This is a genomic window from Leifsonia lichenia, from assembly GCF_054780215.1.
In genome coordinates this window covers 143,207-170,006 of the sequence record NZ_BAAGWT010000008.1, presented here as the reverse complement: position 1 = coordinate 170,006, position 26,800 = coordinate 143,207, and the positions used below count along the sequence as shown (strand labels likewise).

The window sequence follows — 26,800 nt, the reverse complement described above, 5'->3', positions numbered from 1 at the left end:
GTTGTTACTAGGCCTTTCCCTGGCTTGTGGCGACGACGAATCCGAACGGAGTCACCCGATAGCGACGCTTCTTCTTGAGGGGGACATCATCGACCCCGCCAGCAGCCCACGGATGGCAGCGGGCGATTCGGCGAACACCGAGCACGGTGCCGATCGCGACTCCGTGCTCCTGGATGGCCTGCAACGCATACGCGGAACAGGACGGGTAATACCGGCAGACGTCTCCGTACAGAGGTGAGATGACCGCCCGATACGCCCGAAGCAGTAAAACGGCACAGTTCCGCGGAAGAAGGAGCACTGCAGTGAATGCGGTGTTCATCGACGGACGTTGCCTCTACTGGTGAATCGGCTGATTGCGGCGGAGATCTCTTCGTGCAGGGTAGCCCACTCCGCTTGAGTGGACGCTGGCAAAGCCCTGACCACGATGTCGGTCCCCGGCTGGAGCCGGGGGAGTACCTCGTGAGCCACGGCTTTGAGCCTTCTGCGCACGAGATTGCGCCTCACGGCGATCCCGACGGTTTTGCCCACGATAAAGCCGAATCGCACCACATCCGGGTTCGGACTGCGACGGATGTACGTCACGGTGTTCGCTCCAGTGAAACGAGCTCCGCGACGCACAGTCGCCTTGTAGTCCGCCCCCCGCGTGATGCGATTGGCTTTGGCGAGCACCGGTGAGGGCTAGGCCGAGAGCTTCGTGCGGCCCTTGCTGCGGCGAGCAGCGAGGATCGCGCGACCCGCACGGGTGCGCATACGCAGACGGAAGCCGTGGGTCTTCGCACGCTTGCGGTTGTTCGGCTGGAAGGTTCTCTTGCTCATATCTCTATCTCCGTGTGGTCTCTTAACAGGCCGGTGCTGATGCAAGATCCAGCACGGGGAGGCCGTGAAAAGTTTTTGGGCAGCCAAAACGGCTGAAGTCAACTGATTAAAACTACGACCTGAGGCGGACGAGGTCAAACCAGACGAGACAAATCCAATGATTATGCACAGGAATGGGAGGAACCTGAGGAGCGACGCGCCGCCGTATGCCCGCAAACGAATTTGATCCACAACCTGTGGACAAGTTACCGTGAGGACCAAAGTTATCCCCAGCCCATCCCAAAATCGGCCGGAGATCGCTACGGTATTGGACACACAGCGGTGGATAACCCTGTGAATACCTTTCCGGCAGCGCACACGCGGCCGACCCGATGGACACGTCAACGATGGAGTCGACTGCGCTTCATCGGTTGACCGCATCCACACGAGACGAATACGGGGAACGATGGCAGGCGGCGAAGAGTCCATTTCTGCGGCATGGCAGACGGTGCTCGATTCCTTGGAGACCGACGACCGCATCACCCCGCAGTTGCACGGATTCCTCAGCCTGGTCGAGCCGAAAGGCATCATGGCCGGAACCTTCTACTTGGAGGTCCCGAACGAATTCACCCGCGGGATGATCGAGCAGCGCAGCCGCGTCCCCCTGCTCAACGCCATCGGCGGCCTCGACGAATCGCTCGCGGTCAACACCTTCGCGATCGTGGTCAACCCGGAGATCCAGCAGGAGACCATGGCGGGCCCGACCGAACCCGCCAACGCGGCATACATCGAGTCGCCGGCGCCGATGGTTGCTCCGTCCGTCGAGATCACCGCACCTCCGCGCAACAACGACACGCGCCTCAACCCCAAGTACAGCTTCGACAACTTCGTCATCGGCCAGTCGAACCGCTTCGCGCACGCCGCAGCGGTCGCGGTCGCGGAAGCGCCGGCCAAGGCGTACAACCCGCTCTTCATCTACGGCGACTCCGGCCTCGGCAAGACACACCTCCTGCACGCCATCGGCCACTACGCGATGAGCCTCTACCCGGGAATCCGGGTGCGCTACGTCAGCAGTGAGGAGTTCACGAACGACTTCATCAACTCGATCGCCAACAACCGCGGGTCGTCCTTCCAGGCCAGGTACCGCAACATCGACATCCTCCTGATCGACGACATCCAGTTCCTGCAGAGGGCTGTCGAGACGCAGGAAGCCTTCTTCCACACCTTCAACACCCTGCACGACCACAACAAGCAGGTGGTCATCACCAGCGATCTGCCGCCGAAACTCCTCACAGGCTTCGAAGACAGGATGCGGTCCCGCTTCGAGTGGGGACTCATCACCGACGTGCAGGTGCCCGACCTGGAGACCCGCATCGCGATCCTCCGCAAGAAAGCGCAGAGCGAGAAAATCCAGGTTCCGGACGACATCCTCGAATTCATGGCGTCGAAGGTGTCGAGCAACATCCGCGAGCTCGAAGGCACACTCATCCGGGTCACCGCGTTCGCGAGCCTCAACCGCACTCCCGTCGATATGCCGCTGGTGCAGACGGTGCTCAAAGACCTCATCACCCTCGACGACGACAATGTGATCGCGCCGACGGACATCATCACCAACACGGCCGACTACTTCAAGCTCACGGTGGACGACCTCTACGGTTCGAGTCGCTCACAGGCCGTCGCCACGGCACGACAGATCGCCATGTATCTCTGCCGCGAGCTCACGAATCTCTCCCTGCCGAAAATCGGTCAGCTCTTCGGCAACCGCGACCACACCACGGTGATGTACGCCAACAAGAAGATCAGCGAACTCATGAAAGAGCGCCGCTCGATCTACAACCAGGTCACCGAGCTCACCAGCCGCATCAAGCAGAACCACCGCTACAGCAAGTAACCGTCCGCTCCCACCGCTCCGGATGCAGCACCTTGGATGCGCGGGCGGCGCTCCGCCACGCCCGCGACACGCTCCTCGCGCGCACCCAGTGCGTCGAGTTATCCACATACCTGTCCCCAGAGTGGGGACAGTGGATTATTAACACCTGTGGATAACTTGTGGAGAAGCGTGGGAAAGCCGGCCCGTTAATGGGGACGAATCATGGATGCCTGTGAATTGAGGCCGATCGCGACACAGCCCGGTTCCCCTGCAAACAACAGGAATCCCCAGCTCATCAACAAGTCACAAACGTGTAGTTCCCAGTGGTTGACTGGCCTCGACAGAGTTATCCACAGTTTCCACAGCGGTTAACACCATTAATCATTAAGTCTTCTGAATTGGGAGGCCGACAACCTGAACCCCGATCGCTCGAATCACAATTTTTCGCGACGAAGGCAAGCGCTAGGATTTGTCACGATCCATTTCCCGCCGACGACAGAGGTGACTTCGTGAAGTTCCAAGCCAACCGGGATGTATTCAGTGAAGCCGTCTCCTTCGCCGTGAAGCTCCTTCCCCAGAGGACGACGCTCCCCATCCTGAGTGGTGTGCTGATCGAGACGACCGACACCGGGCTGCAGCTCTCGTCGTTCGACTACGAGGTCTCGGCGCAGACCGAGATCGCCGCCGAGGTCGAAGAACCCGGTCGTGTGCTGGTCTCCGGCCGTCTGCTCGCCGAGATCGCTGCGAAGCTTCCGAACGCGCCCGTGCAGTTCTCAACGGAAGAGTCCAAGATCGTCGTTCGCGCAGGATCAGCGAACTTCACCCTGCTCTCCATGCCGGTCGAGGAATATCCGAGCATCCCGCAGGTGAGCGGTCAGGCCGGGCTCGTCCCGGCCGACGAGTTCGCCGAGGCCGTCGCGCAGGTCGGCGTCGCCGCATCCCGAGACGATGTCACGCCGGTCATCACCGGAGTGCAGCTCGAGGTCGGGGATAACACCCTCGGCCTGGTCGCGACCGACCGCTACCGCGTGGCCGTCCGGGAGATCAACTGGGACAACGGCACCACCTCCGGCGAGCCCGTCACCGCACTGGTTCCCGCTCGCACGCTGACCGAGATCGGCAAGACGCTCGGCCACAGCGGCACGATCGCCGTGTCGATCACGAATCGCGACGACCGCGAGCTCATCGCGTTCACCGCCGACAAGAAGACCGTGACCTCGCTGCTCATCAAGGGCAACTTCCCCCCTGTGCGACGGCTCTTCCCCGAGCAGGTCGACAACTACGCGGTCGTCAACACCGCCGAGCTGATCGAGGCGACCAGGCGCGTCGCTCTCGTGCTCGAGCGTGAGGCCGCCCTTCGTTACACCTTCTCCGCAGACGGCCTCACCCTGGAGGCCATCGGTTCGGAGCAGGCTCAAGCATCCGAGAGCATCGACGCTCTCCTCACTGGCCAGGAAACGGTGGTTTCGCTGAAACCGCAGTTCCTGCTCGATGGTCTCGGTGCCGTGCACTCGGAATTCGTGCGCATTTCCTTCACCAAGACCGAAAACCCCAACAAGCCCGGTCCTGTGCTGATCACGAGCCAGACATCGAAGGACCAGGCAGGCGCGGACAACTACAAGTACCTCCTGCAGCCCAACCTGCTGCTCAGGTAACCCGCCGTCCGCTCGAACAGAGAAGAAGGACAATCATGCACATCGGCCTCGTCGGTCTCGGAAAAATGGGCAACAACATGCGTGCCCGCCTCGAGAAGAACGGCATCGAGGTGACCGGCTACGACACGAACCCCGAGGTATCGGATGTCGCCACCCTCGCCGATCTCGTCGCCGCGCTGCCCGCTCCGCGCACCGTGTGGGTCATGGTCCCCGCCGGAGCGATCACCGATGCGGTGATCACCGATCTCGAGCCGCTGCTCGAGAAGGGCGACCTCGTGATCGACGGAGGAAACTCCCGTTTCACGGAGGACTTCAAGCACTCCGAGCAGCTCGCGCCCAAGGGCATCGACTTCATGGATGCGGGTGTGTCCGGTGGCGTCTGGGGTCTCGACAACGGCTATGGCCTTATGGTCGGCGGAAGCGCCGCGCAGGTCGAGCGCGTGATGCCGGTCTTCGACGCTCTGCGGCCAGAGGGCCCGCGCGACGAGGGCTTCGTCCATGTCGGCGAGGTCGGCGCCGGCCACTACGCCAAGATGGTGCACAACGGCATCGAGTATGCGCTCATGCAGGCGTATGCGGAGGGTTACGAGCTGCTCGACACCCGCAAGGACATCGTCAAAGACGTCACGGGCACGTTCAAGGCATGGCAGCGCGGAACGGTCGTCCGCTCCTGGCTACTCGACCTGCTCGTGCGCGCGCTGGAGCAGGACCCGGAGTTCGAGCACATCGAAGGCTATGTGCAGGATTCGGGCGAGGGTCGCTGGACCGTGGAGGAGGCGCTGGCGAATGCCGTGCCCGTCCCCACGATCAGCGCGTCGATCTTCGCGCGTTTCGTCTCGCGCCAGGAGGACTCGCCAGCGATGAAGGCCGTCGCGGCGCTGCGCAACCAGTTCGGCGGCCACGCCGTGAAAGCCGTGGACTAACCCTCTTTGAGAGTTACGCATCTTTCCCTGACCGACTTCCGCAACTACCGCACGGCGGAAGTGCCGCTTGCGGCCGGCGCGAACCTTTTCGTCGGCCGCAACGGCCAGGGGAAGACGAATCTGGTCGAGTCGCTCGGCTATCTGAGCACCCTCGGGTCGCATCGGGTGTCGAGCGACCAGGCCATGATCCGCAAGGATGCGGAGTCCGCCATCGTGCGCACCCGCATCCAGCACGACGGCCGTGAACTGCTGGTGGAGCTGCAGCTCAACCGCGGTTCTGCCAACCGGGCGCAGGTGAACAGGTCGGCGATCAAGACCCGTGAGCTTCCCCGCTACTTCTCGAGCGTGCTGTTCGCTCCGGAGGACCTCGCGCTCGTCCGGGGAGAGCCGAGCATCCGGCGCAGGTTCATCGACCAGTTGCTGGTGCAGCGGAATCCGCGTTTCGCCGGAGTGCTCGCCGACTACGAGCGCGTGCTCAAGCAGCGCAACACCCTGCTCAAGTCGGCGCGCGCGTCCGGGGTCAAGGAAGGACAGCTCGGCACTCTCGACATCTGGGACGAGCGCCTGGTCGCGTTGGGCGCCGAACTGGTGGATGCGCGCCTGGACCTGATCGCGCGCCTCACCGATCCGCTCACCAACGCCTACCGTTCCGTGGCCGGCGACGACCACCATCCGCGGCTCATCCCGCTGCTGACCATCCGCGGGGCAGAGGTCGAGGACACGGACGAGGCCGGGCCGGCCGATCCCGTAACCGACTCATCCGGTGTCGCCACCGCCGATGCGTTCCGGCAGGCCCTCGCAGCCGTGCGCCGCAAGGAACTCGACCGCGGGCTGACCCTCATCGGGCCGCACCGCGACGACGTGCTCTTCGAGCTGAACGGGCTCCCCGCCAAGGGCTACGCCAGCCACGGGGAGTCGTGGTCGTTCGCGCTCGCGCTGAAGCTCGCATCCGCCGAGCTGCTGCGCCGCGAGTCGAACACCGGCGACCCGGTCCTTATCCTCGATGATGTGTTCGCCGAGCTGGATCAGGCCAGGCGTAGGATGCTTGCAACCGCCGTAGGGGGTTACGAGCAGGTGCTCATCACCGCGGCCGTGTTCGACGATGTGCCGGGCGAGCTGACGGCTCACACCGTGCGGATCGAAGCCGGCGCCGTGGTGGAAGAGGGCGTGGAGAAGGGATCAACGGATGGCTGAGCAGAAGGCATCCATCGACGCCGCGCCGCTCAGCGATGCGTCCGCGACCTACCTCCGGATGCGCGAACTCTTCGGCGGTGCACCGACCACCCGCAGCCGCAGGGTCAAGAAGAAGGACGCCGACCCGTCGGCGAGTCAGCCCTTCGGCAAGGGACGCGACCCGCGCGGGCTCGGCGACGTGGTCGACGCACTCGCGGTCCAGCTCGGCTGGACCTCCTCGCTCGCGCAGTCCGACCTCCTGGCCGGCTGGCTCGAACTGGCAGGCGAGGAGACGGCGAAGCACGCGATTCCGGAGGGGATCACCGACGGCGTGCTCACCGTCAGGTGCGAGTCGACGGCGTGGGCGACGCAGCTCAGGATCATGCGCTCCGACCTCCTCGCCAGGATCGCGGATCGATTCCCGGATGCGGACATCCAGTCGATCCGTTTTCAAGGCCCAGACGCCCCCTCCTGGAAAAGAGGCCCCAGGTCGATTCCAGGGCGTGGCCCGCGCGATACTTACGGTTGAGTGCACAAAAGAGGTCAATCGAGGGAAAACAACGCGTCAGACGGGCGTTTTCGCCCCCCGAGGCACCCTGCGCTTGGTAGAATGAATAGGTCACTACTGAGTGCGGTCAGGAGCCTAATTTCATATGACGATGGAACCGAGCAAGGCTGAGTCGGAACACGACTACGGCGCGAATGAGATCCAGGTCCTCGAGGGTCTCGAAGCCGTACGCAAGCGACCCGGAATGTACATCGGTTCGACCGGCCCCCGCGGCCTCCACCACCTGGTGCAGGAGATCGTCGACAACTCCGTCGACGAGGCGCTCGCCGGTCACGCGGACAACATCGACGTCACCATCCTCGCCGACGGCGGCGTGCGTGTCATCGACAACGGTCGCGGCATCCCGGTCGACATCCACCCCGTCGAGGGCAAGTCGACCGTCGAAGTCGTTCTGACCATCCTGCACGCCGGCGGCAAGTTCGGCGGAGGCGGCTACGCGGTCTCCGGCGGTCTGCACGGCGTCGGAAGCTCCGTGGTGAACGCACTGTCCACGCGCCTCGACGTCGAGGTCAGCCGCCAGGGCAACGTCTACCGGCAGAGCTACCGCAACGGCGTTCCCGTGGCTCCCCTCGAAATGGGCGAAGAGACGGATGCGACCGGCACGACGATCACGTTCTGGCCGAGTCCCGACACGTTCGAGAGCGTCGAGTTCGACTACGACACCCTGCGCACCCGCTTCCAGCAGATGGCGTTCCTCAACAAGGGACTCCGCATCGCACTGACGGACGAGCGCCTCGAAGAGGGACAGGAGGAGCCACGCTCCGAAGTGTTCCTCTATGAGCAGGGCCTCATCGACTACGTGCACTACCTCAACTCCGCCAAGAAGGCCGAGGTGGTCCACGACGAGATCATCGCGTTCGAGTCGGAGGACACCGAGCGCAAGATCGCGCTCGAGGTCGCGATGCAGTGGACCACGAGCTACAACGAGAGCGTCTTCACCTACGCCAACACCATCAACACCCACGAGGGTGGAACGCACGAGGAAGGCTTCCGCGCCGCACTGACCACTCTGGTCAACCGGTATGCACGTGAGAAGAACATCCTGAAGGAGAAGGACGACAACCTCTCCGGCGACGACGTGCGCGAGGGTCTCACCGCCGTCATCTCGGTGAAGCTGTCCGAGCCGCAGTTCGAGGGCCAGACCAAGACCAAGCTCGGCAACACCGAGGCGAAGGCGTTCGTGCAGAAGGTCGTCGGCGACCAGCTCGGCGACTGGTTCGACCGCAACCCCAACCAGGCGAAGGAGATCATCCGCAAGGCGCTCCAGGCCGCGACCGCGCGACTCGCTGCCCGCAAGGCGCGCGAGACCGCACGGCGCAAGGGCCTCCTCGAGGGTGGCGGGATGCCCGGCAAGCTCAAAGACTGCCAGTCGAAGGACCCGTCGATCTCGGAGATCTTCATCGTCGAGGGCGACTCGGCGGGCGGCTCGGCCGTCCAGGGCCGCAACCCGGAGACGCAGGCGATCCTCCCGCTGCGCGGCAAGATCCTCAACGTCGAGAAGGCGCGGCTCGACCGCGCGCTCGCGAACAACGAAGTGCAGGCGATGATCACGGCGTTCGGCGCCGGCATCGGCGAGGACTTCAACCCGGAGAAGGCGCGCTACCACAAGATCGTCCTGATGGCGGATGCCGACGTCGACGGCCAGCACATCACCACGCTGCTGCTGACGCTCCTGTTCCGCTACATGCGTCCGCTCATCGAGCTCGGCTACGTGTACCTCGCGCAGCCGCCGCTCTATCGCCTCAAGTGGACCAACGCCGAGCACGAGTACGTGTACTCCGACAGGGAGCGCGACGCGTTCCTGGCCGACGGGATCGCGGCGGGCAAGCGCATCCCGAAGGACAACGGCGTTCAGCGCTACAAGGGTCTCGGCGAGATGGACTACAAGGAGTTGTGGGAGACCACGATGAGCCCGGAGACCCGCACGCTGCTGCAGGTCACTCTCGACGACGCCGCCGCGGCCGACGAGATCTTCGCCACCCTGATGGGCGAGGACGTCGAGTCGCGACGTAATTTCATCCAGAAGAACGCGAAGGACGTGCGTTTCCTTGACATCTGACAACATCGAAGGCACCCCGGGAGACGACACCGTGACCGACGACACCGCAGGGGCCGGGTTCGGCATCCACGGCAGGATCGACCAGGTCGACCTGCAGTCGGAGATGCAGCGCTCCTACCTCGACTACGCCATGAGCGTCATCATCGGGCGCGCGCTGCCCGAGGTGCGCGACGGTCTCAAGCCCGTGCACCGCCGCGTGATCTACGCGATGTTCGACGGCGGATACCGCCCGGACAAGGCGTTCTCGAAGTGCGCCCGCGTGGTCGGCGACGTGATGGGGCAGTTCCACCCGCACGGTGACTCCGCCATCTACGATGCCCTCGTCCGTCTCGTTCAGCCGTGGAGCCTTCGCTACCCGCTGGCTCTCGGCCAGGGCAACTTCGGTTCGCCGGGCAACGACGGCGCGGCGGCCCCGCGATACACGGAGACCAAGATGGCTCCGCTCGCGATGGAGATGGTCCGCGACATCGACGAGGAGACCGTCGACTTCCAGGACAACTACGACGGCCGCACGCAGGAGCCGGCCGTGCTGCCGAGCCGCTTCCCGAACCTGCTTGTCAACGGCTCTGTCGGCATCGCGGTCGGCATGGCCACGAACATCCCTCCGCACAACCTCCGCGAGGTCGCGGACGGCGCGCTGTGGTACCTGGCCAACCCGGATGCGCCGCGCGAGGAGCTCCTCGAAGAGCTGATGAAGCGCATCAAGGGACCGGACTTCCCGACCGGCGCGCAGATCCTCGGCATCAAGGGCATCCAGGACACATACCGCACGGGCCGCGGCTCGATCACCATGCGCGCCGTCGTGGCGATCGAGGAGATCCAGGGCCGCATCTGCCTGGTGGTCACCGAACTGCCGTACCAGGTCAACCCGGACAACCTCGCGATCAAGATCGCCGACCTGGTCAAGGACGGCAAGATCGGCGGCATCGCCGACATCCGCGACGAGACCTCCGGTCGCACCGGCCAGCGCCTCGTCATCGTGCTGAAGCGGGACGCGGTCGCGAAGGTCGTGCTGAACAACCTGTACAAGCACACGCAGTTGCAGGAGAACTTCGGCGCGAACATGCTCGCAATCGTGGACAACGTGCCGCGCACGCTCGCCCTCGACGGCTTCATCACCGCGTGGGTCGACCACCAGATCGAGGTCATCGTCCGTCGCACGCGCTATCGTCTGCGCAAGGCGGAGGAGCGGGCGCACATCCTGCGCGGCTACCTCAAGGCACTGGATGCGCTGGACGACGTCATCGCGCTCATCCGCCGGTCCCCGACCGTGGACGACGCCCGCACCGGCCTGAAGGAGCTGCTCGACGTCGACGACATCCAGGCGGATGCGATCCTCGCGATGCAGTTGCGCCGTCTGGCCGCCCTGGAGCGCCAGAAGATCATCGACGAGCACGACGAGATCGAGCGCGAGATCGCGGACTTCCAGGCGATCCTGGCCGACCCGGTGCGTCAGCGCACGATCGTCAGCGACGAGCTCACCGAGATCGTCGACCGCTTCGGCGACGACCGCCGCACCGAGATCATGTTCGGCTTCGACGGCGACATGAGCATGGAAGACCTCATCCCCGAAGAGGAGATGGTGGTCACGGTCACGCGCGGCGGATACATCAAGCGCACCCGCAGCGACAACTACCGCAGCCAGCACCGCGGCGGCAAGGGCGTCAAGGGCGCCCAGCTCCGTGGGGAGGATGTGGTCGACCACTTCTTCGTCACCACCACGCACCACTGGCTGCTGTTCTTCTCGACAAAGGGTCGCGTCTACCGCGCCAAGGCGTACGAGCTGCAGGAGGCCGGCCGCGACGCGAAGGGCCAGCACGTCGCCAACCTGCTCGCCATGCAGCCGGATGAGGAGATCGCCGAGATCCTCGACATCCCCGACTACGAGGCGGCCAAGTATCTTGTGCTCGCCACCCGCGACGGCCTCATCAAGAAGACGGCGCTGAGCGAGTACGACACGAACCGCTCCGGCGGCATCATCGCGATCAAGCTGCGCGAGGAGGACGAACTCGTCTCCGCGCTGCTGGTCGAGGAGGACTCCGACCTGCTGCTCGTCTCGCGCAAGGGCATGTCGATCCGGTTCACCGCCTCCGACGAGGCGTTGCGCCCGATGGGTCGCTCCACCTCCGGCGTGATCGGGATGCACTTCCGCGGTGACGACAAGCTGCTCGACGCATCCGTGGTCTCGGACGACGGATACGTGTTCGTCGTGACGGAGGGCGGATACGCCAAGCGCACCGCCGCCGACCAGTATCGCCTGCAGAACCGCGGCGGTCTGGGCATCAAGGTCGCGAAATTGAGCGACGACAGGGGCGACCTGGTCGGTGCCCTGATCGTGGACGACGATGACGAGGTCCTTGTGGTTCTTGCCAGCGGCAAGGTGGTACGCTCCTCCGTGGCCGAGGTACCCGCCAAGGGCCGAGACACCATGGGTGTCGTCTTTGCACGTTTCGCCGAGTCCGACAAGATCATCGCTCTGGCCAAAAACACCGAACGCAACCTTGATTCTCAGGAAGATGACGAAGAATCTGGGGACGTCGGGAAGGAAGAAACCGTAGATGAGCAGTAGTGTCGCCGAAAAGCTCGCCAAGAAGTCGTCCCGGAGACCCGCGTCCGCCAAGCAGGTGCGCCTCAAACTGGTGTACATCGACTTCTGGTCGACCGTGAAGCTGTCGTTCCTCGCGGGGATCTGCCTGGCGATCATCGCGATCGTCGGAACGTTCCTGGTGTGGACCGTGCTCGACCGCACCGGAATCTTCGACCAGGTCAACAGCCTGTTCAAGGACATCTCGGGCGCCGGAGGAAGCGACCTCAAGTCGATCCTCGGCCTCGGTCAGGTGATGGGCTTCTCGCTCGTCGTCGGCATCCTCGACATCATCGTGATCACGGCCCTCGGCGCCGTCTTCGCCCTCCTGTACAACCTTTCCGTGAAGATCACCGGCGGCCTGCTCGTCGGCTTCACGAACAACTAGAACGACCATCCCGTGCGGTTCGGCACCCCGCCGATTTCGCATTGGACGGGCAGATCAGGTAGTCTCTAATCTGCCCAATCGGGGATATAGCTCAGGCGGTTAGAGCGCTTCGCTGATAACGAAGAGGTCCGAGGTTCAAGTCCTCGTATCCCCACCACTGTGTTTTTGAGAGATAGATTTCTTCTCGGATCACAGCCCCTCCGGGGCCTTAGCTCAGTTGGTAGAGCGCCTGCTTTGCAAGCAGGATGTCAGGAGTTCGAATCTCCTAGGCTCCACAGTTTTATCTCCAGCGGTCAGTCAGCTCTCGGGCGGCACGATCGCCCTCGACGGGAACGGGCTCGAATACGAGACGCTCGTCGTGACGCTCCCCAGAGTTCCGATCTTGCCGCTGACCTGTTCCAGGTGGCGCATCGAGGTCGCCACCACCTTCAGGATGAAGCAGTCGTCTCCGGTGACGTGGTGCGCCTCCACGACCTCCGGCGTCTCGGCCAGAAGCTCGTGCAGAGGCGTATAGACGCTGCTCGGGTAGCGCAGGCGCAGGAACGCGAGGATCGCGTAGCCGAGGCGCTCCGGGTCGATCACGGCGCGGTAGCCGCCGATAACGCCCGCGTCCTCCAGGCGACGAACGCGCTCCGCGACCGCGGAGTTCGACATGTGCACGCGTCTGGCCAGCTCGGCGATCGACTGACGGCCGTCGCGCTGCAGCTCGGCGAGCAGGGCGTCGTCGACCGAATCGGTCGTGTACGGAGGATTCGCGGTCATGCGCCGATTCTGCCATCGGATCGACGGTGACGGGGCTCAAATGCCGGTGATCGTCTCTTCAAACGGGCCGCGCGCATCCCTAATCTGTGGTCATGACCATCACAGCCGCAGAAGCAGCCCGCCACTTCGCCCGCAAGCTCGAGTTCGAGACCGACCCCTCCGATGTCAGGGCGGCCCGGGATGCGGGGGAGCGGTTCGTGCTCGTCGACTCGCGTGGGGACGCGGCGTGGGCTCAGGCGCGCATCCCCGGCGCCGTGCACCTGCCGACCGCGCAGATCGGTGAGCAGGCCGCCGCGCTCATCCCCGAGGGAATGCCCGTGGTCGTGTACTGCTGGGGTCCCGGCTGCAACGGTTCGACGCGGGCCGCGCTCCAGTTCAGTCTGCTCGGCTACTCCGTCAAGGAGATGATCGGCGGCTTCGAGTACTGGGCGCGCGAGGGCCTCGGCATTGAGAACGACAACGGGCCCGTCGAACGGCCCACGGACGAGCTGACCGCGCCGGTCGGAGTGGATGCGATCACCTGCGACTGCTGAGCGCGCGGCAGCGGTCGGCTACTTGAGCAGCCGCGACAGCACCCGATCCGCGAGGGGCTTGCCTCCGGTCTGGCAGGTGGGGCAGTACTGCAGCGTCGAGTCGGCGAAGATCACCTGGCGGACGGTGTCGCCGCAGACCGGGCACGGTTGGCCGGTGCGACCGTGCACCTGCATCCCGAGCTTCTTCTCGCCCTTGAGCTCGGAGGCGGCCAGTCCGTCGGCGCGAGCGAGCGCATCCCGCAGCGTCGACTGCATGGCGGTGTAGAGCCTGGTCACCTCCTCCTGGGTCATCGATGCCGGCTTGAACGGCGACATCTTGGCCGTGTGCAGGATCTCGTCCGAGTATGCGTTGCCGATGCCGGCGATGATCGACTGGTTGCGCAGCACGCCCTTGATCTGCGCGCGTCCGGCGTCCGCGAGGATGCGCGCGAACGCTGCCTCGGTGAACTCGCGGGACAGCGGGTCCGGCCCGAGGCGCGCCACGCCGGGCACATCGGACGGGTCGTGCACGACCGAGATGGACAGGCTCTTCTTCGTTCCGGCCTCGGTGATGTCGAGGCCGGAGCCGTCGTCCAGCACAAGGCGTGCCGCCAGCGGACCCTTCCCCGGCCGCCCGGTGGGCGGAGGGGGCGGTGCATCCCTCCAGCGGATCCAGCCAGCCCGCGCCAGGTGGATGACGATGTGCAGGTCGCCCGCGGCGATGTCGAGGAACTTGCCGTGCCTCGTCACACCGGCGATGGTCGTGCCGGTGACGGCGTTAACCGGGGGATCGAAGGTCTTCAGCGCGGCGAAGGCGACGATGCCGAGCGTGTCGATGACACGGCCGCGAAGGCGCGCGTCGAGGTCGGCCGCAAGAGCCGTGACTTCCGGAAGTTCAGGCACCCCTCCAGTGTGCCGCCTGCGACCGACAACCGCAGTATGGTGTCCGCATGGACATTCGGGTCGCCGCCTACGGAGTCATCGTCGACAACGACCGGATACTGCTCGCGCACTGGAACGAGGGCGGCCGCTCCGGCTGGACCCTCCCCGGCGGCGGCATCGACCCCGGTGAAGACCCGGTGGATGCGGTGGTCCGCGAGATCGCGGAGGAGACAGGCTACGAGGCTGTCGCCGGCGAACTGATCGGCATCGACTCGCACATCGTGCCGGCCGAGGCGCGGTTCATAGAGGATGCGGGGCCGCTGCACGCGCTCCGGATCGTGTACCGCGCATCCGTGGTCGGGGGCACGCTCACGAACGAGCTGGATGGAACGACGGACGAGGCGCGCTGGTTCCCGCTGCACAGCATCCCGTCGCGCAGGGTCGAACTGGTCAACGTGGCGCTCGGGATGGCCGGGCTGGCGTAGTCAGGCGCGCCGCGGCTCTTCGGACGGAATGACGATCCACATCGCGATGTACGCGATGAACTGGGGACCGGGGAGCAGGCACGACAGCAGGAACAGGACGCGCACGGTCGTCGCGCTCCACCCGAAGCGCTGAGCGAGTCCCGCGCAGACGCCGCCGAGCACGCGGCCGGACGTTGGACGGTAGAGAGTGTTCATGCTTCGAGTCTGCGACGGCCGACGCGCGCGCGGTATCGGGGAATCCCCCCAATCGACCCTGAGGCAGGCACACGAAAGGGGTGGCGCCATCCGGCGCCACCCCTTTTCGAAGTCGCTGCTACTCGGCGGCGGGAGCCGTGGGCTCCTCGTCTGCCACCCAGAGCTCGTCGTCTGCGCGGAACGTCTGCCACACCGCGTAGAGCAGTCCGACGGCCGCGATGGCGCCGAGGACCACGGCGATGACCGTTCCCGCACCCGGCCCCGACGAATCCGTGGCGGCCTTGGCCTTCTTCGAGACGTCTTTGCCCGCTTTCTTGACCTCGCCGATGAAGGCGCGTGCACGCGCATCCCGAGCGTGGTCGACGACGGACATCGCCGTGCCGACGGCGGTGCCGACCGCTGGGATGACGTCGCTCACCAGCCGCTCGCGCGCCGCACCGGCCACACGGCCAGCGGTCTGCGTGGCGGGGCGCACGTAGTGCTCGTACCCGTCGCGCACTCTCGGAGCGATCTCTTCGCGCGTGTAGTAGGCAGCCTGCTTGCGAGCCTCCGCCGCGACGGCGTTGGCATTCGCCAGCACATCCTGCTGCTGACCCCAAAGCTCTTCGGCGCTACTGCGCAGGCGCTTGAGTTCCTTCTTCCGCTTCCGTGTCAGGTTCATCTGGACCTCCATTGCGTCGTGTAGCGAACTCACTCCATCTTGCCACCTAAAGGCCTGTGGATGGCCCGAGAGCCCAGAACCCCTGTGCAAGAATTGGTGCCATGTCTAAGCACACCGCTGTCGCCACCCTCCACACTAACTACGGGGACATCAAGGTCAACCTCTTCGGCAATCACGCACCGAAGACGGTCAGGAACTTCGTCGGCCTGGCGACCGGTGAAATCGAATGGACGCACCCGGCGACGGGCGCCAAGAGCACCGACCCGCTGTACGACGGCGTCGTCTTCCACCGCATCATCCCCGGCTTCATGATCCAGGGCGGAGACCCGCTCGGTCAGGGCATCGGCGGACCGGGCTACCAGTTCGACGACGAGATCAACCCGGAGCTCGACTTCACCGAGCCGTACATCCTCGCAATGGCCAACGCCGGCATCCAGGGCGGCCACGGCACCAACGGTTCGCAGTTCTTCATCACCGTCGCGCCCACCACGTGGCTGCAGGGCAAGCACTCCATCTTCGGCGCTGTCGAAGACGAGGCGTCCCGCAAGGTCGTCGACAAGCTCGCCGAGCTGCCGACGGATGCGCGTGACCGGCCGCTCGACGACGTCGTCATCGAGTCGGTCACCGTCGAGCAGGTCTAGCAGCGGCGGGGGCGGGTCGAACGATGTCTCAGCCCGTCGACGCCAGGGCGACCTATTGCTATCGTCACCCCGACCGGCAGAGCTATGTGCTCTGTCAGCGGTGCGGGCGCACGATCTGCCCTGAGTGCCAGACTCCGGCCGCGGTCGGAGTGATCTGCCCGGAGTGCATGGCGCAGCAGCGCGCGGAGGCTCCCCGCACCAAGCCGGCCTGGGTCACCAGGGCGACCGGCCGCGGGTCACCGGTGGTCACGTACGCGATCATCGCGCTGTGCGTTTTCGTCTTCGTGCTGCAGCAGCTCCCGGGAATCGGGCAGACGGTCACCCAGGCCATCCAGTACGCCGGGGTGTACTCGAGCCCGGTGGCCTTCGAGCCGTGGCGGATGCTGACGACCGTGTTCGCGCACGCCAGCATCCTGCACATCGCGCTCAACATGTACACGCTGTGGATCTTCGGCATGATGCTGGAACCGATGCTCGGCAGGGCCAGATTCGCGGCGCTCTTCCTGATCAGCGGGTTCGCCGGGTCGGTGGGCGTGCTGCTGATCGCCAATCCGTTGCAGCCGGTGGTCGGCGCATCCGGTGCCATCTTCGGGATGCTCGGGGCGTTCTTCATCATCCAGCGACGGCTGGGCGGCAACGCGACCCAGTTGCTCGTCCTCGTGGCGATCAACCTGGTCATCGGGTTCATCCCGGGCTTCGGGATCGCCTGGCAGGCTCACGTGGGCGGGCTGGTCGGTGGCGCGCTCGTCGGCCTGGTCTACGTCGAGACCCGCAGTGTCTCGCGTCGGCGCTGGCAGCTTCCGCTGCTGATCCTGCTCTGCGTGCTTCTCATCGCCCTGAGCCTCATCCGCTTCCTGTAATTCCTCCCCAGTGCGTGGATAAGTTATCCACAGGCTTATTAACAGTGGGGATAATTACACGGGTGTAACTCTCCACAGGCTTATTAACACTGGGGAGAACCACACCAGTGTGATTGTCCTCACTGTGGAGGACACCTGTGTATAACTCTGTTGGTCATGGCCGCGCAGGCATGAAAAAACCCGGGACCGGCCGCAGCCGATCCCGGGTGGAGTATATGAAGCCGACTAGCGCCAGCGGGTGGTCATGAGGAAGCCGATGAAGGCGATGCCGAAGCCGACGAGGATGTTCCACGCGCCGAGTGCCGGGATCGGGTACATGTTCTGGCTCACGTAGAAGACGATGATCCACACCAGCCCGAGAAGCATGAAGCCGAACATCACCGGCTTGAACCAGACAGGGTTGGGGGCGTCCTCGCCCGACTGGGCGACAGTGCGCTCGGGCTTGGTCTTCGACTTGGTGCGTGCCATAGCTCCATAGTGTAGCGGGACAGGCTGTGGGAGTCCGAGGGATGCCCGAGGCCATTACTCAGCCAATATCTCCTAGAATCACACATATGACAGCCCCGATCGACCCGCAGCCGCCCGCTGCGCCCACCGGCCGGGTCCGTCGACGTCACCGGGTCACCTTCTTCGGGGTGCTCGGCGAGCTGCTGATCACCGCCGGCGTGCTCGTCCTGCTGTTCCTCGGCTGGCAGATCTGGTGGAACAGCCTGGTGCTCGCTGGGTCGCAGACCAGCGCGGCGCAGGAGCAGAGCCAGAGGTGGCTCGACGAAGCGGCGAAGTCGCCGACGCCGACGCCGCCAGCGGACACCGACCCGACGCAGCCCGCGCCCCCTCCCGTGCTCTCCGAGCCCGCCGACTACCAGCCGTTCGCGGTCATCTACATCCCGCGGCTCGGCGCAGACTGGAAGCGGACGATCCGCGAGACGGTCGACACCGAGCGCGTGCTCAACAGCTACAACGCCGGCGTCGGCCACTACAAGGGAACGGCGATGCCGGGCGCCGTCGGCAACTTCGCGGTGGCCGGCCACGACAGCGGCTGGGGGAACACCTTCATCGACCTGTCCAAGCTCCACATCGGCGATCGCATCTACGTGCAGACCAAAGACGGCTGGTACACGTACACCTTCCGCAACTTCGAGTACGTGCAGCCGAGCGCCGTCGGGGTGATCCTCCCCGTTCCCCGCCAGCCGGATGCGACCCCGATCGACAAGCTCATGACGATCACCACCTGCAACCCGCCGTTCCACGCGGGCGAACGGCTGATCGCATACAACGTGTTCCAGAGCTATGCACCGACCAGCGACGTGCCGAGCGAGATCGCGGCCGCCGTAGCGGCCAACGGAGGGTGACGATGTACGGCGCACTGTGGCGCATCCTGCCAGGGCCGTGGTGGGTGCGGGTCCTGATTCTGATCGTCCTCTTCGTAGCGGTGCTCGCGGCGCTCGTGACCTGGGTGTTCCCGTGGGTGGATTCGCTCTTGGGGCCGCAGGAAGGTACCGTGGGGCCGTGACCCGCGTACTCGTCATCGACAACTACGACAGCTTCGTCTACACCCTGAACGGCTACCTTCAAGAGCTGGGTGCGGAGACCGAGGTCGTGCGCAACGACGACATCGCCGAGGCCGACCTGGCCGCGCGCCTCGCCGAGTACGACGCCGTGCTGGTGTCGCCCGGGCCGGGCAAGCCGTCGGACGCCGGTGTGTCGATCCCCACGGTGAAGCTGGCGCTGCGGACTGGGATGCCGCTGCTCGGCGTCTGCCTGGGGCACCAGGCCATCGCCGAGGCGTTCGGAGGCGTCGTCACGAACGCCGAAGAGCTGATGCACGGCAAGACGTCGGAGGTCACCCACGACGACAGCCCGTTCTTCGACGGCGTCGGTCAGCCGTTCACGGCCACCCGGTATCACTCGCTTGCCGTGGTCGACGGCACGGTTCCGGACGACCTCGTCATCACGGCACGCACGCCGGGCGGCGTCATCATGGCGCTGCGACACAGGGAAGCGCCGATCTACGGTGTGCAGTTCCACCCGGAGTCCGTGCTCACCGAGGGCGGGTACCGGATGCTCGGCAACTGGCTCGAAGTGGCGGGACTGCACGGCGCGGCTGCGGCAGCACGCGACCTGAACCCACTGGTCAAGCTGGTCTGAACTCGCTGGCGCGAACGCGCCAGCGCCAGCGCTGTCCGCTCAGCCCGAGCAGTAGGTCAGGTCGACCGTCGAGCCCTGCGGCACGTCCCCCACCTGAGACTGCGTGTGCACGAGCGGTGCGCCCTTGTCCTGCGGGCAGGTCGCATCCGGTTTCGGGTTCACGACCAATCCGAGGTCGGAGAGGATGCCGGTGGCGGCCTGCAAGGACTGACCGGTCAGGTCGGTGACCGTGACCTTGCCGCTGGAGACGGTGAGCGCGATGGCGTCGCCCTCGTGGGCGTTGGCGTTCGGCGCCGGATCGGTGGTGATCACCACGTTGGCGGGCACCGTCGACGAGTTCGTCGTCGTCACCGGCCCGACAGAGAGGCCGACGGCGGCCAGGGCGGCCTTGGCCGCATCCGTCGTCATGTTGTGCACGTCTGGCACACTGACCGTCTTCTTGCCCGTCGAGACGTAGACCGTGATCGTGTCACCGGTGGCGACCACGATTCCCGCGCCGGGATCGGTGCGGATCACCTCGCCCTGCGGGTACGTGGAGCTCGCTTCGGACGCCTGGGTCCACTTGAGCTTCATGTCCTGCAACTGCGCGGTGGCCTTGTCGAGCGCCTGGCCCGACAGGTTCGGCACCTCGCGCGAGGTCTCCGGCAGTGTGGTGCTCGGAGCGAGCCGGAGAACCCACGCGAGAACGGCGACGATGACGACGGCCATGATCGCGACACCGGCCCAGATCCAGATGACCGGCGGGCGGCGCTGCGTGCGGACCATCGTCTGGTCCTCCGCGAGCTGGCGGAAGGCGGCCTCCGGGCCGGACACGACGCTCGGCGGGGCTCCGAAGAGCGTCTCGCCCACCGCATCCGGAGCCTTGTGGATGGGGACCTTGCCCGAGGCGGCCAGCTCCAGGTCGTCCCGGAACTCGGTGACCGTCTGATACCGCTCGAAGCGGTCTTTGGTGAGAGCGCGCGCGACGACGATGTCCATCGCCGGTGAGATCTTGTGGTTGATGGAGCTCGGCTTGACCGGCGCTTCGCTGACGTGCTGGTACGCGACGGCCACCGGTGTGTCGCCACGGAACGGAGGGCGGCCGGTGAGCATCTCAAAGAGCACGACACCGGTGGAGTAGAGGTCGGTGCGCGCATCCACGGACTCGCCCTTGGCCTGCTCCGGCGAGAAGTAGCTGGCGGTGCCGAGGATGGCGGTGGTCTGCGCCACGGTCGCGGAGGAGTCGCTGATCGCCCTGGCGATGCCGAAGTCCATGACCTTGACCTGGCCGGACTTGGTGATCATGACGTTGCCCGGCTTGATGTCGCGGTGCACGACGCCTGCGCGGTGCGAGTACTCGAGCGCGGTGAGGATGCCCTCGGTGATGCGCACGGCCTCGGTGACCTCGAGCGGGCCCTTCTTGATGAGGTCTTTGAGGAGCACGCCGTCGACGTACTCCATGACGATGAACGGGAGCTGCGCCTCGTGGCCGTTGGGCTCGCGGACCGTCTCCTCGCCGGCGTCGAACACGCGGACGATCGTGGGATGCGCCATGCGCGCCGCCGCCTGAGCCTCCTGACGGAAACGCGTGCGGAAGGCGGGATCGGTCGCCAGCGACGGCTTGAGCAGCTTGATCGCCACGGTGCGGCCGAGACGCGTGTCTTTGCCGCGGTGCACATCCGACATCCCACCACGTCCGATGAGTTCGCCCACCTGATATCGGCCTGCGAGCAGGCGGCTATCTGGGCTCAATGCGGACTCCTTCCGGGTGGTGGCTCCGGCTAGTGTAGCGGTCTCTGTCTGGGTAACTCCCCCCGAAGCGGGGGCCGGATCAGCCGCCGTTCGTCCCTGTTCCCGTTCCTCCATTACCGTTCCCCCCAGTGGTCGTGCTGCTCTTCACCACATACGGGACAGCAGGCGACTGCGCCGACTCGATCGACTCCCCGCAGAAGATCGTGTACGACAGTTGGTATGTGCCGACCGCGTTCGGCGACCAGGTCGTCGTGCTGGCGTTCACCGGCGTCTGCTGCGTCCCGTTCACGTACAGTGCGCGGCCCTTCAGGTCCTGTCCGGCCGGGCAGGTGGCCGAGCCGAACGTGACCGTGATCTTGGGCATGTTGTTCGGGTCGAAGTTGTCGACCTCGCTCGGGTTGGCCGTGACCGTGTCCGTCGGGGTCGGGATGGGCGTGACCGGCCCGAAGACCTTGACCGTGATCGTGGCGCCCTTCTGCACGGGGCCGGTGGGGTTCACCGAGTAGACGGTGTTCACCTGGGCCTGCGCGGTGGCGGCGTTTCCGGTCTGGACGTCGGCGACCATCCCGAGTCCCTGCAGCTTGGCGCGAGCGGCGTCGGCGGTCAGTCCGTCGAAGTCGGCCTCGGTGATCTGCACGGTGTTGCTCGTGGGTGTCGGGCTCGGCGTGGTTGGTTTGGTGCTCGGCGTCTGGCTCGCGGTCGTGCTCGGCGACGTGGGCGGCGGCGTGTTCGGCTGCGCGACCAGCGCGATGATCGTGCCGATCAGCACCAGCGCCAGGAGGGCGATCAGGGCGATCAGCGGCCAGGTCCACGGGCTGCGCTTCTTGGTCGTGGTGGACGGCTCCGCATCCTGCAGCTCCGTCTGCGTCGTCTGCGCAGACGCGGACGGCAGGATGGTCGTGGCCTCGGTTGCGCCCGCGCTGGCGGACGGCATCAGCATCGTGGTCGCGCCTCCGAGGACCGCGCCGCCGAGAACGGCGGGAACGGACGCTGCAGCGGCCTGCACATCCCCTCGGCGCAGCGCCTGGGCGGCACGCGCGAGGTGGGCGGCGGAGGCCGGACGGTCGGCCGGGTTCTTGGCGATGCACGCGAAGACCAGGTTGCGCACCGGCTCTGCGACGGTCGCGGGCAGCTCGGGCGGCGCCTCGTTGATCTGCGCCATCGCGATGGCGACCTGCGACTCGCCCGTGAACGGTCGACGGCCGGCGAGGCACTCGTAGGCGACGATGCCGAGCGAGTAGATGTCCGTGGTCGGCGACGCCGGGTGGCCGGACGCCTGCTCGGGCGAGAGGTACTGGACGGTGCCCATGACCTGGCCGGTGGCGGTCAGCGGAACCTGGTCGGCGATGCGCGCGATGCCGAAGTCGGTGATCTTGACGCGGCCGTCCGGCGTGATGAGCAGGTTGCCCGGCTTGATGTCGCGGTGCACGAGACCGGCGGCGTGGGCGGCGTGCAGCGCGGCGGCGGTCTGCGCGACGATGTCCAGTGTCTTGTCCGTGCTGAGCACATGCTCGCGCTCGAGGATGGTCGACAGAGCCTCGCCGGGGACCAGCTCCATCACGAGGAAGGCGCTGCCCTCCTCCTCGCCGTAGTCGAAGACGTTCGCGATGCCCTCGTGGTTCACCAGGGCGGCGTGACGGGCCTCGGCGCGGAAGCGCTCGAGGAAGCCAGGGTCGCCGAGGTATTCGTCCTTGAGGATCTTGATGGCGACGGTGCGTCCGATCACGAGGTCTGTTGCTTGCCAGACCTCGCCCATGCCGCCGATCGCGATCCGCGATTGCAGCTCGTAACGTCCCCCGAAGGTGAGCCCTGCTGTGGGTCTCATTTATTCAGCACCGCCTCTAGTACTTTCTTCGCGATCGGAGCGGCGATGGAGTTACCCGTGCCGTTCTGACCTTGTCCACCGCCATTTTCAACAACAACCGCCACAGCGAACTGAGGATCGTTCGCCGGCGCGAAACCCGTGAACCAGAGCGTGTAGGGGTCGTTGTCCCCGTTCTGCGCCGTTCCGGTCTTACCGCCGACCTCGACCCCGTCTATTCTTGCATTGCTCGCCACGCCGTGATCGACGCCGTCGACCATCATCTGCTTGATCGTGTCGGCGTTCTCCTGGCTGAGCGCCTGGCTGAACTCTTTCGCCTGGAAGCTTTCGAGTGTCTGAAGGTCCGCCGAACGGATCGAGTCGACCAGGTTCGGGTACATCAGCTTGCCGCCGTTCGCGATCGCGGCCGAGACCATTGCCATCTGCAGCGGCGTGGCCTTGTCGTTGTACTGCCCGAACGACCCGAGAGCGCGCTGCGCGTCGTCGGTGTAGAGCGGGTACACGCTCTTCTCCACCGGAATCGGGATGCGGAGCGACTGGTTGAAGCCGAACTTCTCGGCCTGCGAGTGGATCGTCTGCGGGTCGAGCTGCATCCCGAGCTCGGCGAACGGGATGTTGCAGCTCAGGATCTGCGCCGTCGCGATCGACACGGTGGCGCCGGGGCCGCAGGTGGAGAAGTTGTCGTTCTTGACCACCGTGGGCGAGCCCGGCAGCGGCAGCGACGCGACGTTGGGGAGCTGGCTGTCCTTGGTGTAGTTGCCGGAGCCGAAGGCCGCAGCGCTCATCACCGGCTTGAAGGTGGAGCCTGGCGGGTTGAGGTCGCCGCCGATGGTGCGGTTCGTCAGGGGGCTGCCCTGTGCATCCAGGAGGGCCTGATAGTTGGCGTTGACCGTGTCGCCGTCGTGACCGGCGAGCGTGTTCGGGTCGAAGTCGGGCTTGGAGACCATCGCCAGGATGCGTCCGGTCTTCGGCTCCATCAGGACGACGGCGCCCTGGTAGCTGCCGAGGGCGTCGTACGCCGCCTGCTGCGCGACGGGGTCGATCGTGGTCTCGACCGAGGCGCCCTGCGGGTTCTTGCCGGTGAGGATCGCGTTCACGCGGTCGAAGAACTGCGAGTTGGACGAGCCGCTGAGCTTGTCGTCGAGCGCGCCCTCCAGCCCGGTCGGCTCTCCGTTGACGGGGAAGAAGCCGGTGACCGACGAGTAGAGCGGTCCGTTGCTGTATACGCGCTGGAACTTGTAGACGTCGTTCGACGGCACGGACTGGGCGATCGGCTGGCCGGCGACCAGGATCGCGCCGCGCTGCTGCGAATAGCTGTCGTTCCTGGCACGGCTGTTGCGCGCATCCGCCGTCAGTGCATCCGCCTGGAACACCGTGAGGATGGAGGTGGACACCAGCAGCGCCACGAACATCAGCAGCACGATGGTGCTGATGCGCTTGATCTCGCGATTCACTCAGCTCACCACCAGACGGGGTTGGTTGCGGACGGTGTCAGACAATCGGAGCAGCAGAGCCACGATGATCCAGTTGGCGACGAGCGACGAACCGCCAGCCGCGAGGAACGGCGTGGTCAGGCCGGTCAGCGGGATGACCCTGGTGACGCCGCCGATCACGATGAAGCACTGCAGTGCGACCGTGAACGACAGTCCGACGGCGAGCAGTTTGCCGAAGTCGTCCTGACCGGCGAAGCCGATGCGGAGGCCGCGAGCGACGAACAGCAGGTAGAGGGCGAAGATCGCGAACAGACCGGCCAGGCCGAGCTCTTCGCCGATGCTCGCGATGATGTAGTCGCTCTGCGACACGGGGGTGACCCACGGCTGCCCCTGGCCGAGGCCGGTGCCGATCAGGCCGCCGTGCGCGAGTCCGAACAGGCCCTGCACGAGCTGGAAGCTGCCGCCGTCCGCGTCGTACACCTTCTGGGCGAACGGGTTCAGCCAGTTCTCGAACCGGTCGTGCACATACACGAGCACTTGGCTCGCGACCACGGCGCCGCCGACGATCAGCAGCAGGCCGAGGAGCACCCAACTGATGCGGGCCGTCGCGACGTACAGCATCACCAGAAACAGGCCGAAGATCAGGAGCCCGGTGCCGAGGTCGCGCTGGAACACGATGACGGCCATCGACATCAGCCAGACGATCAGGATGGGGCCGAGGTCGCGGGCGCGGGGGAACCGCATCCCGAGGAACTTCTTGCCGACCATCGAGAGCGAGTCGCGGTGCTGCACGAGGTACCCGGCGAAGAAGATCGCCAGGCACAGCTTGGCGATCTCGCCCGGCTGGAAGCTGAACGGCCCGATGCCGATCCAGACCCGTGCGCCGTAGATCTCCTTGCCGATGCCCGGCAGCATCGGAAGCAGCAGAAGCAGCAGGGCGGCGAACCCGAAGATGTAGGTGTAGCGCTGCAGCACGCGGTGGTTGCGGATCACGATGATGACGGCCAGCGCGCAGATGATGGCGATGGCGCTCCACACGATCTGCCGCACGCCGGCGCTGTTCCAGCCGGTGTCCTGGTAGTGGATGTCGATGCGGTAGATCTCCGCGATGCCGATGCCGTTCAGCACGGTGGCGATCGGCAGCAGGAACGGGTCGGCCTGGGGAGCCACGTAGCGGAGGGCGATGTGCATCCCGAACACCAGGACGGACAGGCCGACGCCGAGGTACAGCAGGGTGAGGTCCACGTGCCCGAGCGCGCCGAGCTGCACGAGCACGACGGCGACGGCGTTGATGGCGCAGGCGACGATGAGGAGCGCCAGCTCCAGATTGCGGAGCTTGGCGGGAAGGCGCAGACGTTTGACCTTGCCGGTGGCCGGCGCGGTCTGGTCGAGCGTCGCAGCGTTACTGTTTGACGGCATCGGCCAACTGATCCACGATCGCTTGCGCCGACGACAGACTGTCGGCGTTGATGGTCTGCTGCACGAGCTGCTTGTCGTACGCGGGGAGCTCATCGACGCTCACGCTCGACTCCTCGTAGACGTGAGACAGGGTGATCGGCCCGAGGTTCTGCTGCACACCCTGGAAGATGGCGACGTTGCCGGACGGGGATGCGCCGACGAAGTAGCGGGACTGCGTCCACTGGTAGCCGAACAGCGCCGCGAGGGCGATGGCCAGCACGAGGACGATGACACCGACGAGCCAGGTGATCCGTCTGCGGCGGACGCGACGCTGGTCCTCCTCGATCAGCTCGTCGAGATAGTCCTCGGACTGCGGCTCGAAGTGCGTCGGGCCCGTCGCGGGCCGGATGGGGTGCAGGCGCAACGACGGGAGGCGCGTGGTGCGGGTGGTCGGCTTGGCCTCGGTGTCGAACGACAGCGGTGCGGCGGCCGAGCCGACCGTGACCGGGTCTTTCACGGTCTCCCCGCGGGCCGTGTCGGCGATGTCGAGGATGACGACGGTGACGTTGTCTGGGGCTCCGGCGTCGAGGCTCTGCCTGACGAGTTTGTCCGCGACCTGCTTCGGCGCATCCCTCGACGCGAGGGCGGCGACCATGTCGTCGTGCTTGACGACGCCGCTCAGGCCGTCCGAGCAGATCAGCCAGCGGTCGCCCGGCTGGGTGTCGAGGGTCCAGGTGTCGATCTCCGGGGACGCATCCACATCGCCGAGCACGCGCATCAGAACGGAGCGGCGAGGGTGGACCATCGCCTCCTCCTCGGTGATGCGGCCGCTGTCGACGAGGCGCTGCACGAAGGTGTGGTCGATGGAGACCTGCTTGAGCTCGCCGTCGCGGAACAGGTAGATGCGCGAGTCGCCGATGTGGGCGAGTGCGAGCTGGTCGCCGACGCGCACGATGGCGCTCACGGTGGTGCCCATGCCGGTGAGTTCCGGATGCTCGAACACGGTCTCGGCGAGCAGCGAGTTCGCGGCGATCAGCGCGGACTGCAGCGCGAACTCCGCCTCGGAGGCTGTCGCGTACTCCTTGTCGGCCTCGCGGATGCGGTTCACGGCGATGGCGGAGGCGACGTCGCCGCCCGCGTGGCCACCCATCCCGTCGGCGACGACGAACAGGTCGTGCCCGGCATAGCCGGAGTCCTGGTTGTTGGAGCGGATCTTCCCGACGTGTGAGACGGCCGCTGCCCGGTTCGGCGCCAC

The 26,800-nt window shown here is 65.8% G+C and carries 28 protein-coding genes and 2 tRNA genes; 17 read left to right on the top strand and 13 right to left on the bottom strand.

What is annotated here, in order from left to right; translation table 11 throughout:
• Positions 1-7: 7 nt before the first annotated feature.
• The 3 genes from yidD to rpmH are packed head-to-tail and all read right to left on the bottom strand — an operon-like array spanning position 8 to position 816.
• Positions 8-319: a membrane protein insertion efficiency factor YidD gene (gene yidD, locus ACYVGI_RS13910; protein WP_460633200.1), complete on the bottom strand. Its 312-nt coding sequence runs from the start codon at positions 317-319 to the stop codon at positions 8-10.
• Positions 316-669 carry a ribonuclease P protein component gene (gene rnpA / locus ACYVGI_RS13905; RefSeq protein ID WP_460633199.1) on the bottom strand — a complete coding sequence of 118 codons (354 nt, stop codon included), beginning with the start codon at positions 667-669 and terminating at the stop codon, positions 316-318. The genes yidD and rnpA overlap by 4 nt, the downstream gene beginning before the upstream one ends.
• Positions 670-678: 9 nt before the next feature.
• Positions 679-816, bottom strand: coding sequence for a 50S ribosomal protein L34 (gene rpmH, locus ACYVGI_RS13900; RefSeq protein WP_055897189.1), 138 nt, complete (start codon positions 814-816; stop codon positions 679-681).
• Between the two features lie 445 nt (positions 817-1,261).
• Between rpmH and dnaA the strand changes: the two genes are divergently transcribed.
• From dnaA to ACYVGI_RS13850, 10 genes are all read left to right on the top strand, one after another.
• On the top strand, positions 1,262-2,686 hold the full coding sequence (dnaA, locus tag ACYVGI_RS13895; RefSeq protein WP_460633198.1) for a chromosomal replication initiator protein DnaA: 1,425 nt from the start codon (positions 1,262-1,264) through the stop codon (positions 2,684-2,686).
• 488 nt (positions 2,687-3,174) lie between these two features.
• Positions 3,175-4,320, top strand: coding sequence for a DNA polymerase III subunit beta (gene dnaN / locus ACYVGI_RS13890; RefSeq protein WP_460633197.1), 1,146 nt, complete (start codon positions 3,175-3,177; stop codon positions 4,318-4,320).
• A 35-nt stretch (positions 4,321-4,355) separates the two neighbouring features.
• Positions 4,356-5,243 (top strand): phosphogluconate dehydrogenase (NAD(+)-dependent, decarboxylating), encoded by an 888-nt coding sequence (gene gnd / locus ACYVGI_RS13885; RefSeq protein ID WP_402853147.1) that lies wholly within the window; start codon positions 4,356-4,358, stop codon positions 5,241-5,243.
• 6 nt (positions 5,244-5,249) lie between these two features.
• Positions 5,250-6,437: a DNA replication/repair protein RecF gene (gene recF / locus ACYVGI_RS13880; RefSeq protein WP_460633196.1), complete on the top strand. Its 1,188-nt coding sequence runs from the start codon at positions 5,250-5,252 to the stop codon at positions 6,435-6,437.
• Complete coding sequence (locus ACYVGI_RS13875) at positions 6,430-6,945, top strand: DciA family protein (RefSeq protein WP_460633195.1); 516 nt, start codon at positions 6,430-6,432, stop codon at positions 6,943-6,945. Before recF ends, ACYVGI_RS13875 begins: the two co-directional genes overlap by 8 nt.
• Positions 6,946-7,069: 124 nt before the next feature.
• Positions 7,070-9,043, top strand: coding sequence for a DNA topoisomerase (ATP-hydrolyzing) subunit B (gene gyrB / locus ACYVGI_RS13870; RefSeq protein ID WP_460633194.1), 1,974 nt, complete (start codon positions 7,070-7,072; stop codon positions 9,041-9,043).
• Between the two features lie 31 nt (positions 9,044-9,074).
• A complete protein-coding gene (gene gyrA / locus ACYVGI_RS13865) occupies positions 9,075-11,612 on the top strand; it encodes a DNA gyrase subunit A (protein ID WP_460633409.1) in 2,538 nt (845 codons plus the stop codon).
• Complete coding sequence (locus ACYVGI_RS13860) at positions 11,602-12,015, top strand: DUF3566 domain-containing protein (RefSeq protein WP_460633193.1); 414 nt, start codon at positions 11,602-11,604, stop codon at positions 12,013-12,015. Before gyrA ends, ACYVGI_RS13860 begins: the two co-directional genes overlap by 11 nt.
• Before the next feature lie 80 nt (positions 12,016-12,095).
• Positions 12,096-12,172, top strand: a tRNA-Ile gene (locus ACYVGI_RS13855).
• Between the two features lie 45 nt (positions 12,173-12,217).
• A tRNA-Ala gene (locus ACYVGI_RS13850) sits at positions 12,218-12,290 on the top strand.
• Between the two features lie 22 nt (positions 12,291-12,312).
• Here the strand turns inward: ACYVGI_RS13850 and ACYVGI_RS13845 are convergent.
• Positions 12,313-12,777, bottom strand: coding sequence for an Lrp/AsnC family transcriptional regulator (locus ACYVGI_RS13845; RefSeq protein ID WP_460633192.1), 465 nt, complete (start codon positions 12,775-12,777; stop codon positions 12,313-12,315).
• 92 nt (positions 12,778-12,869) lie between these two features.
• Here ACYVGI_RS13845 and ACYVGI_RS13840 point away from each other — a divergent pair, with 92 nt between their 5' ends.
• A complete protein-coding gene (locus ACYVGI_RS13840) occupies positions 12,870-13,310 on the top strand; it encodes a rhodanese-like domain-containing protein (RefSeq protein ID WP_460633191.1) in 441 nt (146 codons plus the stop codon).
• An 18-nt stretch (positions 13,311-13,328) separates the two neighbouring features.
• On the opposite strand, the gene ACYVGI_RS13835 is transcribed toward ACYVGI_RS13840, so the two are convergent.
• The gene (locus tag ACYVGI_RS13835) at positions 13,329-14,192 is read right to left on the bottom strand and encodes an Fpg/Nei family DNA glycosylase (protein ID WP_460633190.1); all 864 of its coding nucleotides are present in this window, start codon (positions 14,190-14,192) and stop codon (positions 13,329-13,331) included.
• 47 nt (positions 14,193-14,239) lie between these two features.
• Between ACYVGI_RS13835 and ACYVGI_RS13830 the strand changes: the two genes are divergently transcribed.
• Positions 14,240-14,656 (top strand): NUDIX hydrolase, encoded by a 417-nt coding sequence (locus tag ACYVGI_RS13830; protein ID WP_460633189.1) that lies wholly within the window; start codon positions 14,240-14,242, stop codon positions 14,654-14,656.
• On the opposite strand, the gene ACYVGI_RS13825 is transcribed toward ACYVGI_RS13830, so the two are convergent.
• Positions 14,657-14,851 carry a PspC domain-containing protein gene (locus tag ACYVGI_RS13825; RefSeq protein ID WP_460633188.1) on the bottom strand — a complete coding sequence of 65 codons (195 nt, stop codon included), beginning with the start codon at positions 14,849-14,851 and terminating at the stop codon, positions 14,657-14,659. It lies immediately after the preceding gene.
• Positions 14,852-14,969: 118 nt separating this feature from the next.
• Positions 14,970-15,512: a hypothetical protein gene (locus tag ACYVGI_RS13820; protein ID WP_460633187.1), complete on the bottom strand. Its 543-nt coding sequence runs from the start codon at positions 15,510-15,512 to the stop codon at positions 14,970-14,972.
• 101 nt (positions 15,513-15,613) lie between these two features.
• Here ACYVGI_RS13820 and ACYVGI_RS13815 point away from each other — a divergent pair, with 101 nt between their 5' ends.
• Entirely contained in the window at positions 15,614-16,153 is a 540-nt protein-coding gene (locus ACYVGI_RS13815; RefSeq protein WP_460633186.1) for a peptidylprolyl isomerase, read from the top strand.
• A gap of 23 nt (positions 16,154-16,176) precedes the next feature.
• A complete protein-coding gene (locus ACYVGI_RS13810; RefSeq protein ID WP_460633185.1) occupies positions 16,177-17,013 on the top strand; it encodes a rhomboid family intramembrane serine protease in 837 nt (278 codons plus the stop codon).
• Between the two features lie 225 nt (positions 17,014-17,238).
• Here the strand turns inward: ACYVGI_RS13810 and ACYVGI_RS13805 are convergent, their stop codons facing one another.
• Complete coding sequence (locus ACYVGI_RS13805; protein ID WP_055897136.1) at positions 17,239-17,481, bottom strand: cell division protein CrgA; 243 nt, start codon at positions 17,479-17,481, stop codon at positions 17,239-17,241.
• 86 nt (positions 17,482-17,567) lie between these two features.
• Between ACYVGI_RS13805 and ACYVGI_RS13800 the strand changes: the two genes are divergently transcribed.
• The 3 genes from ACYVGI_RS13800 to ACYVGI_RS13790 are packed head-to-tail and all read left to right on the top strand — an operon-like array spanning position 17,568 to position 19,161.
• Positions 17,568-18,365 carry a class E sortase gene (locus ACYVGI_RS13800; protein WP_460633184.1) on the top strand — a complete coding sequence of 266 codons (798 nt, stop codon included), beginning with the start codon at positions 17,568-17,570 and terminating at the stop codon, positions 18,363-18,365.
• Between the two features lie 2 nt (positions 18,366-18,367).
• On the top strand, positions 18,368-18,526 hold the full coding sequence (locus ACYVGI_RS13795; protein WP_460633183.1) for a hypothetical protein: 159 nt from the start codon (positions 18,368-18,370) through the stop codon (positions 18,524-18,526).
• Entirely contained in the window at positions 18,523-19,161 is a 639-nt protein-coding gene (locus tag ACYVGI_RS13790; protein WP_460633182.1) for an anthranilate synthase component II, read from the top strand. The genes ACYVGI_RS13795 and ACYVGI_RS13790 overlap by 4 nt, the downstream gene beginning before the upstream one ends.
• Positions 19,162-19,200: 39 nt before the next feature.
• On the opposite strand, the gene pknB is transcribed toward ACYVGI_RS13790, so the two are convergent.
• From pknB to ACYVGI_RS13765, 5 genes are all read right to left on the bottom strand, one after another.
• Positions 19,201-20,892 (bottom strand): Stk1 family PASTA domain-containing Ser/Thr kinase, encoded by a 1,692-nt coding sequence (gene pknB / locus ACYVGI_RS13785; protein ID WP_460633181.1) that lies wholly within the window; start codon positions 20,890-20,892, stop codon positions 19,201-19,203.
• Positions 20,893-20,971: 79 nt separating this feature from the next.
• A complete protein-coding gene (locus ACYVGI_RS13780; protein ID WP_460633180.1) occupies positions 20,972-22,717 on the bottom strand; it encodes a serine/threonine protein kinase in 1,746 nt (581 codons plus the stop codon).
• Complete coding sequence (locus ACYVGI_RS13775) at positions 22,714-24,168, bottom strand: peptidoglycan D,D-transpeptidase FtsI family protein (protein WP_460633179.1); 1,455 nt, start codon at positions 24,166-24,168, stop codon at positions 22,714-22,716. Before ACYVGI_RS13775 ends, ACYVGI_RS13780 begins: the two co-directional genes overlap by 4 nt.
• Positions 24,169-25,566: an FtsW/RodA/SpoVE family cell cycle protein gene (locus tag ACYVGI_RS13770; RefSeq protein ID WP_460633178.1), complete on the bottom strand. Its 1,398-nt coding sequence runs from the start codon at positions 25,564-25,566 to the stop codon at positions 24,169-24,171.
• Positions 25,550-26,800 carry a PP2C family protein-serine/threonine phosphatase gene (locus ACYVGI_RS13765; protein WP_460633177.1) on the bottom strand — a complete coding sequence of 417 codons (1,251 nt, stop codon included), beginning with the start codon at positions 26,798-26,800 and terminating at the stop codon, positions 25,550-25,552. Before ACYVGI_RS13765 ends, ACYVGI_RS13770 begins: the two co-directional genes overlap by 17 nt.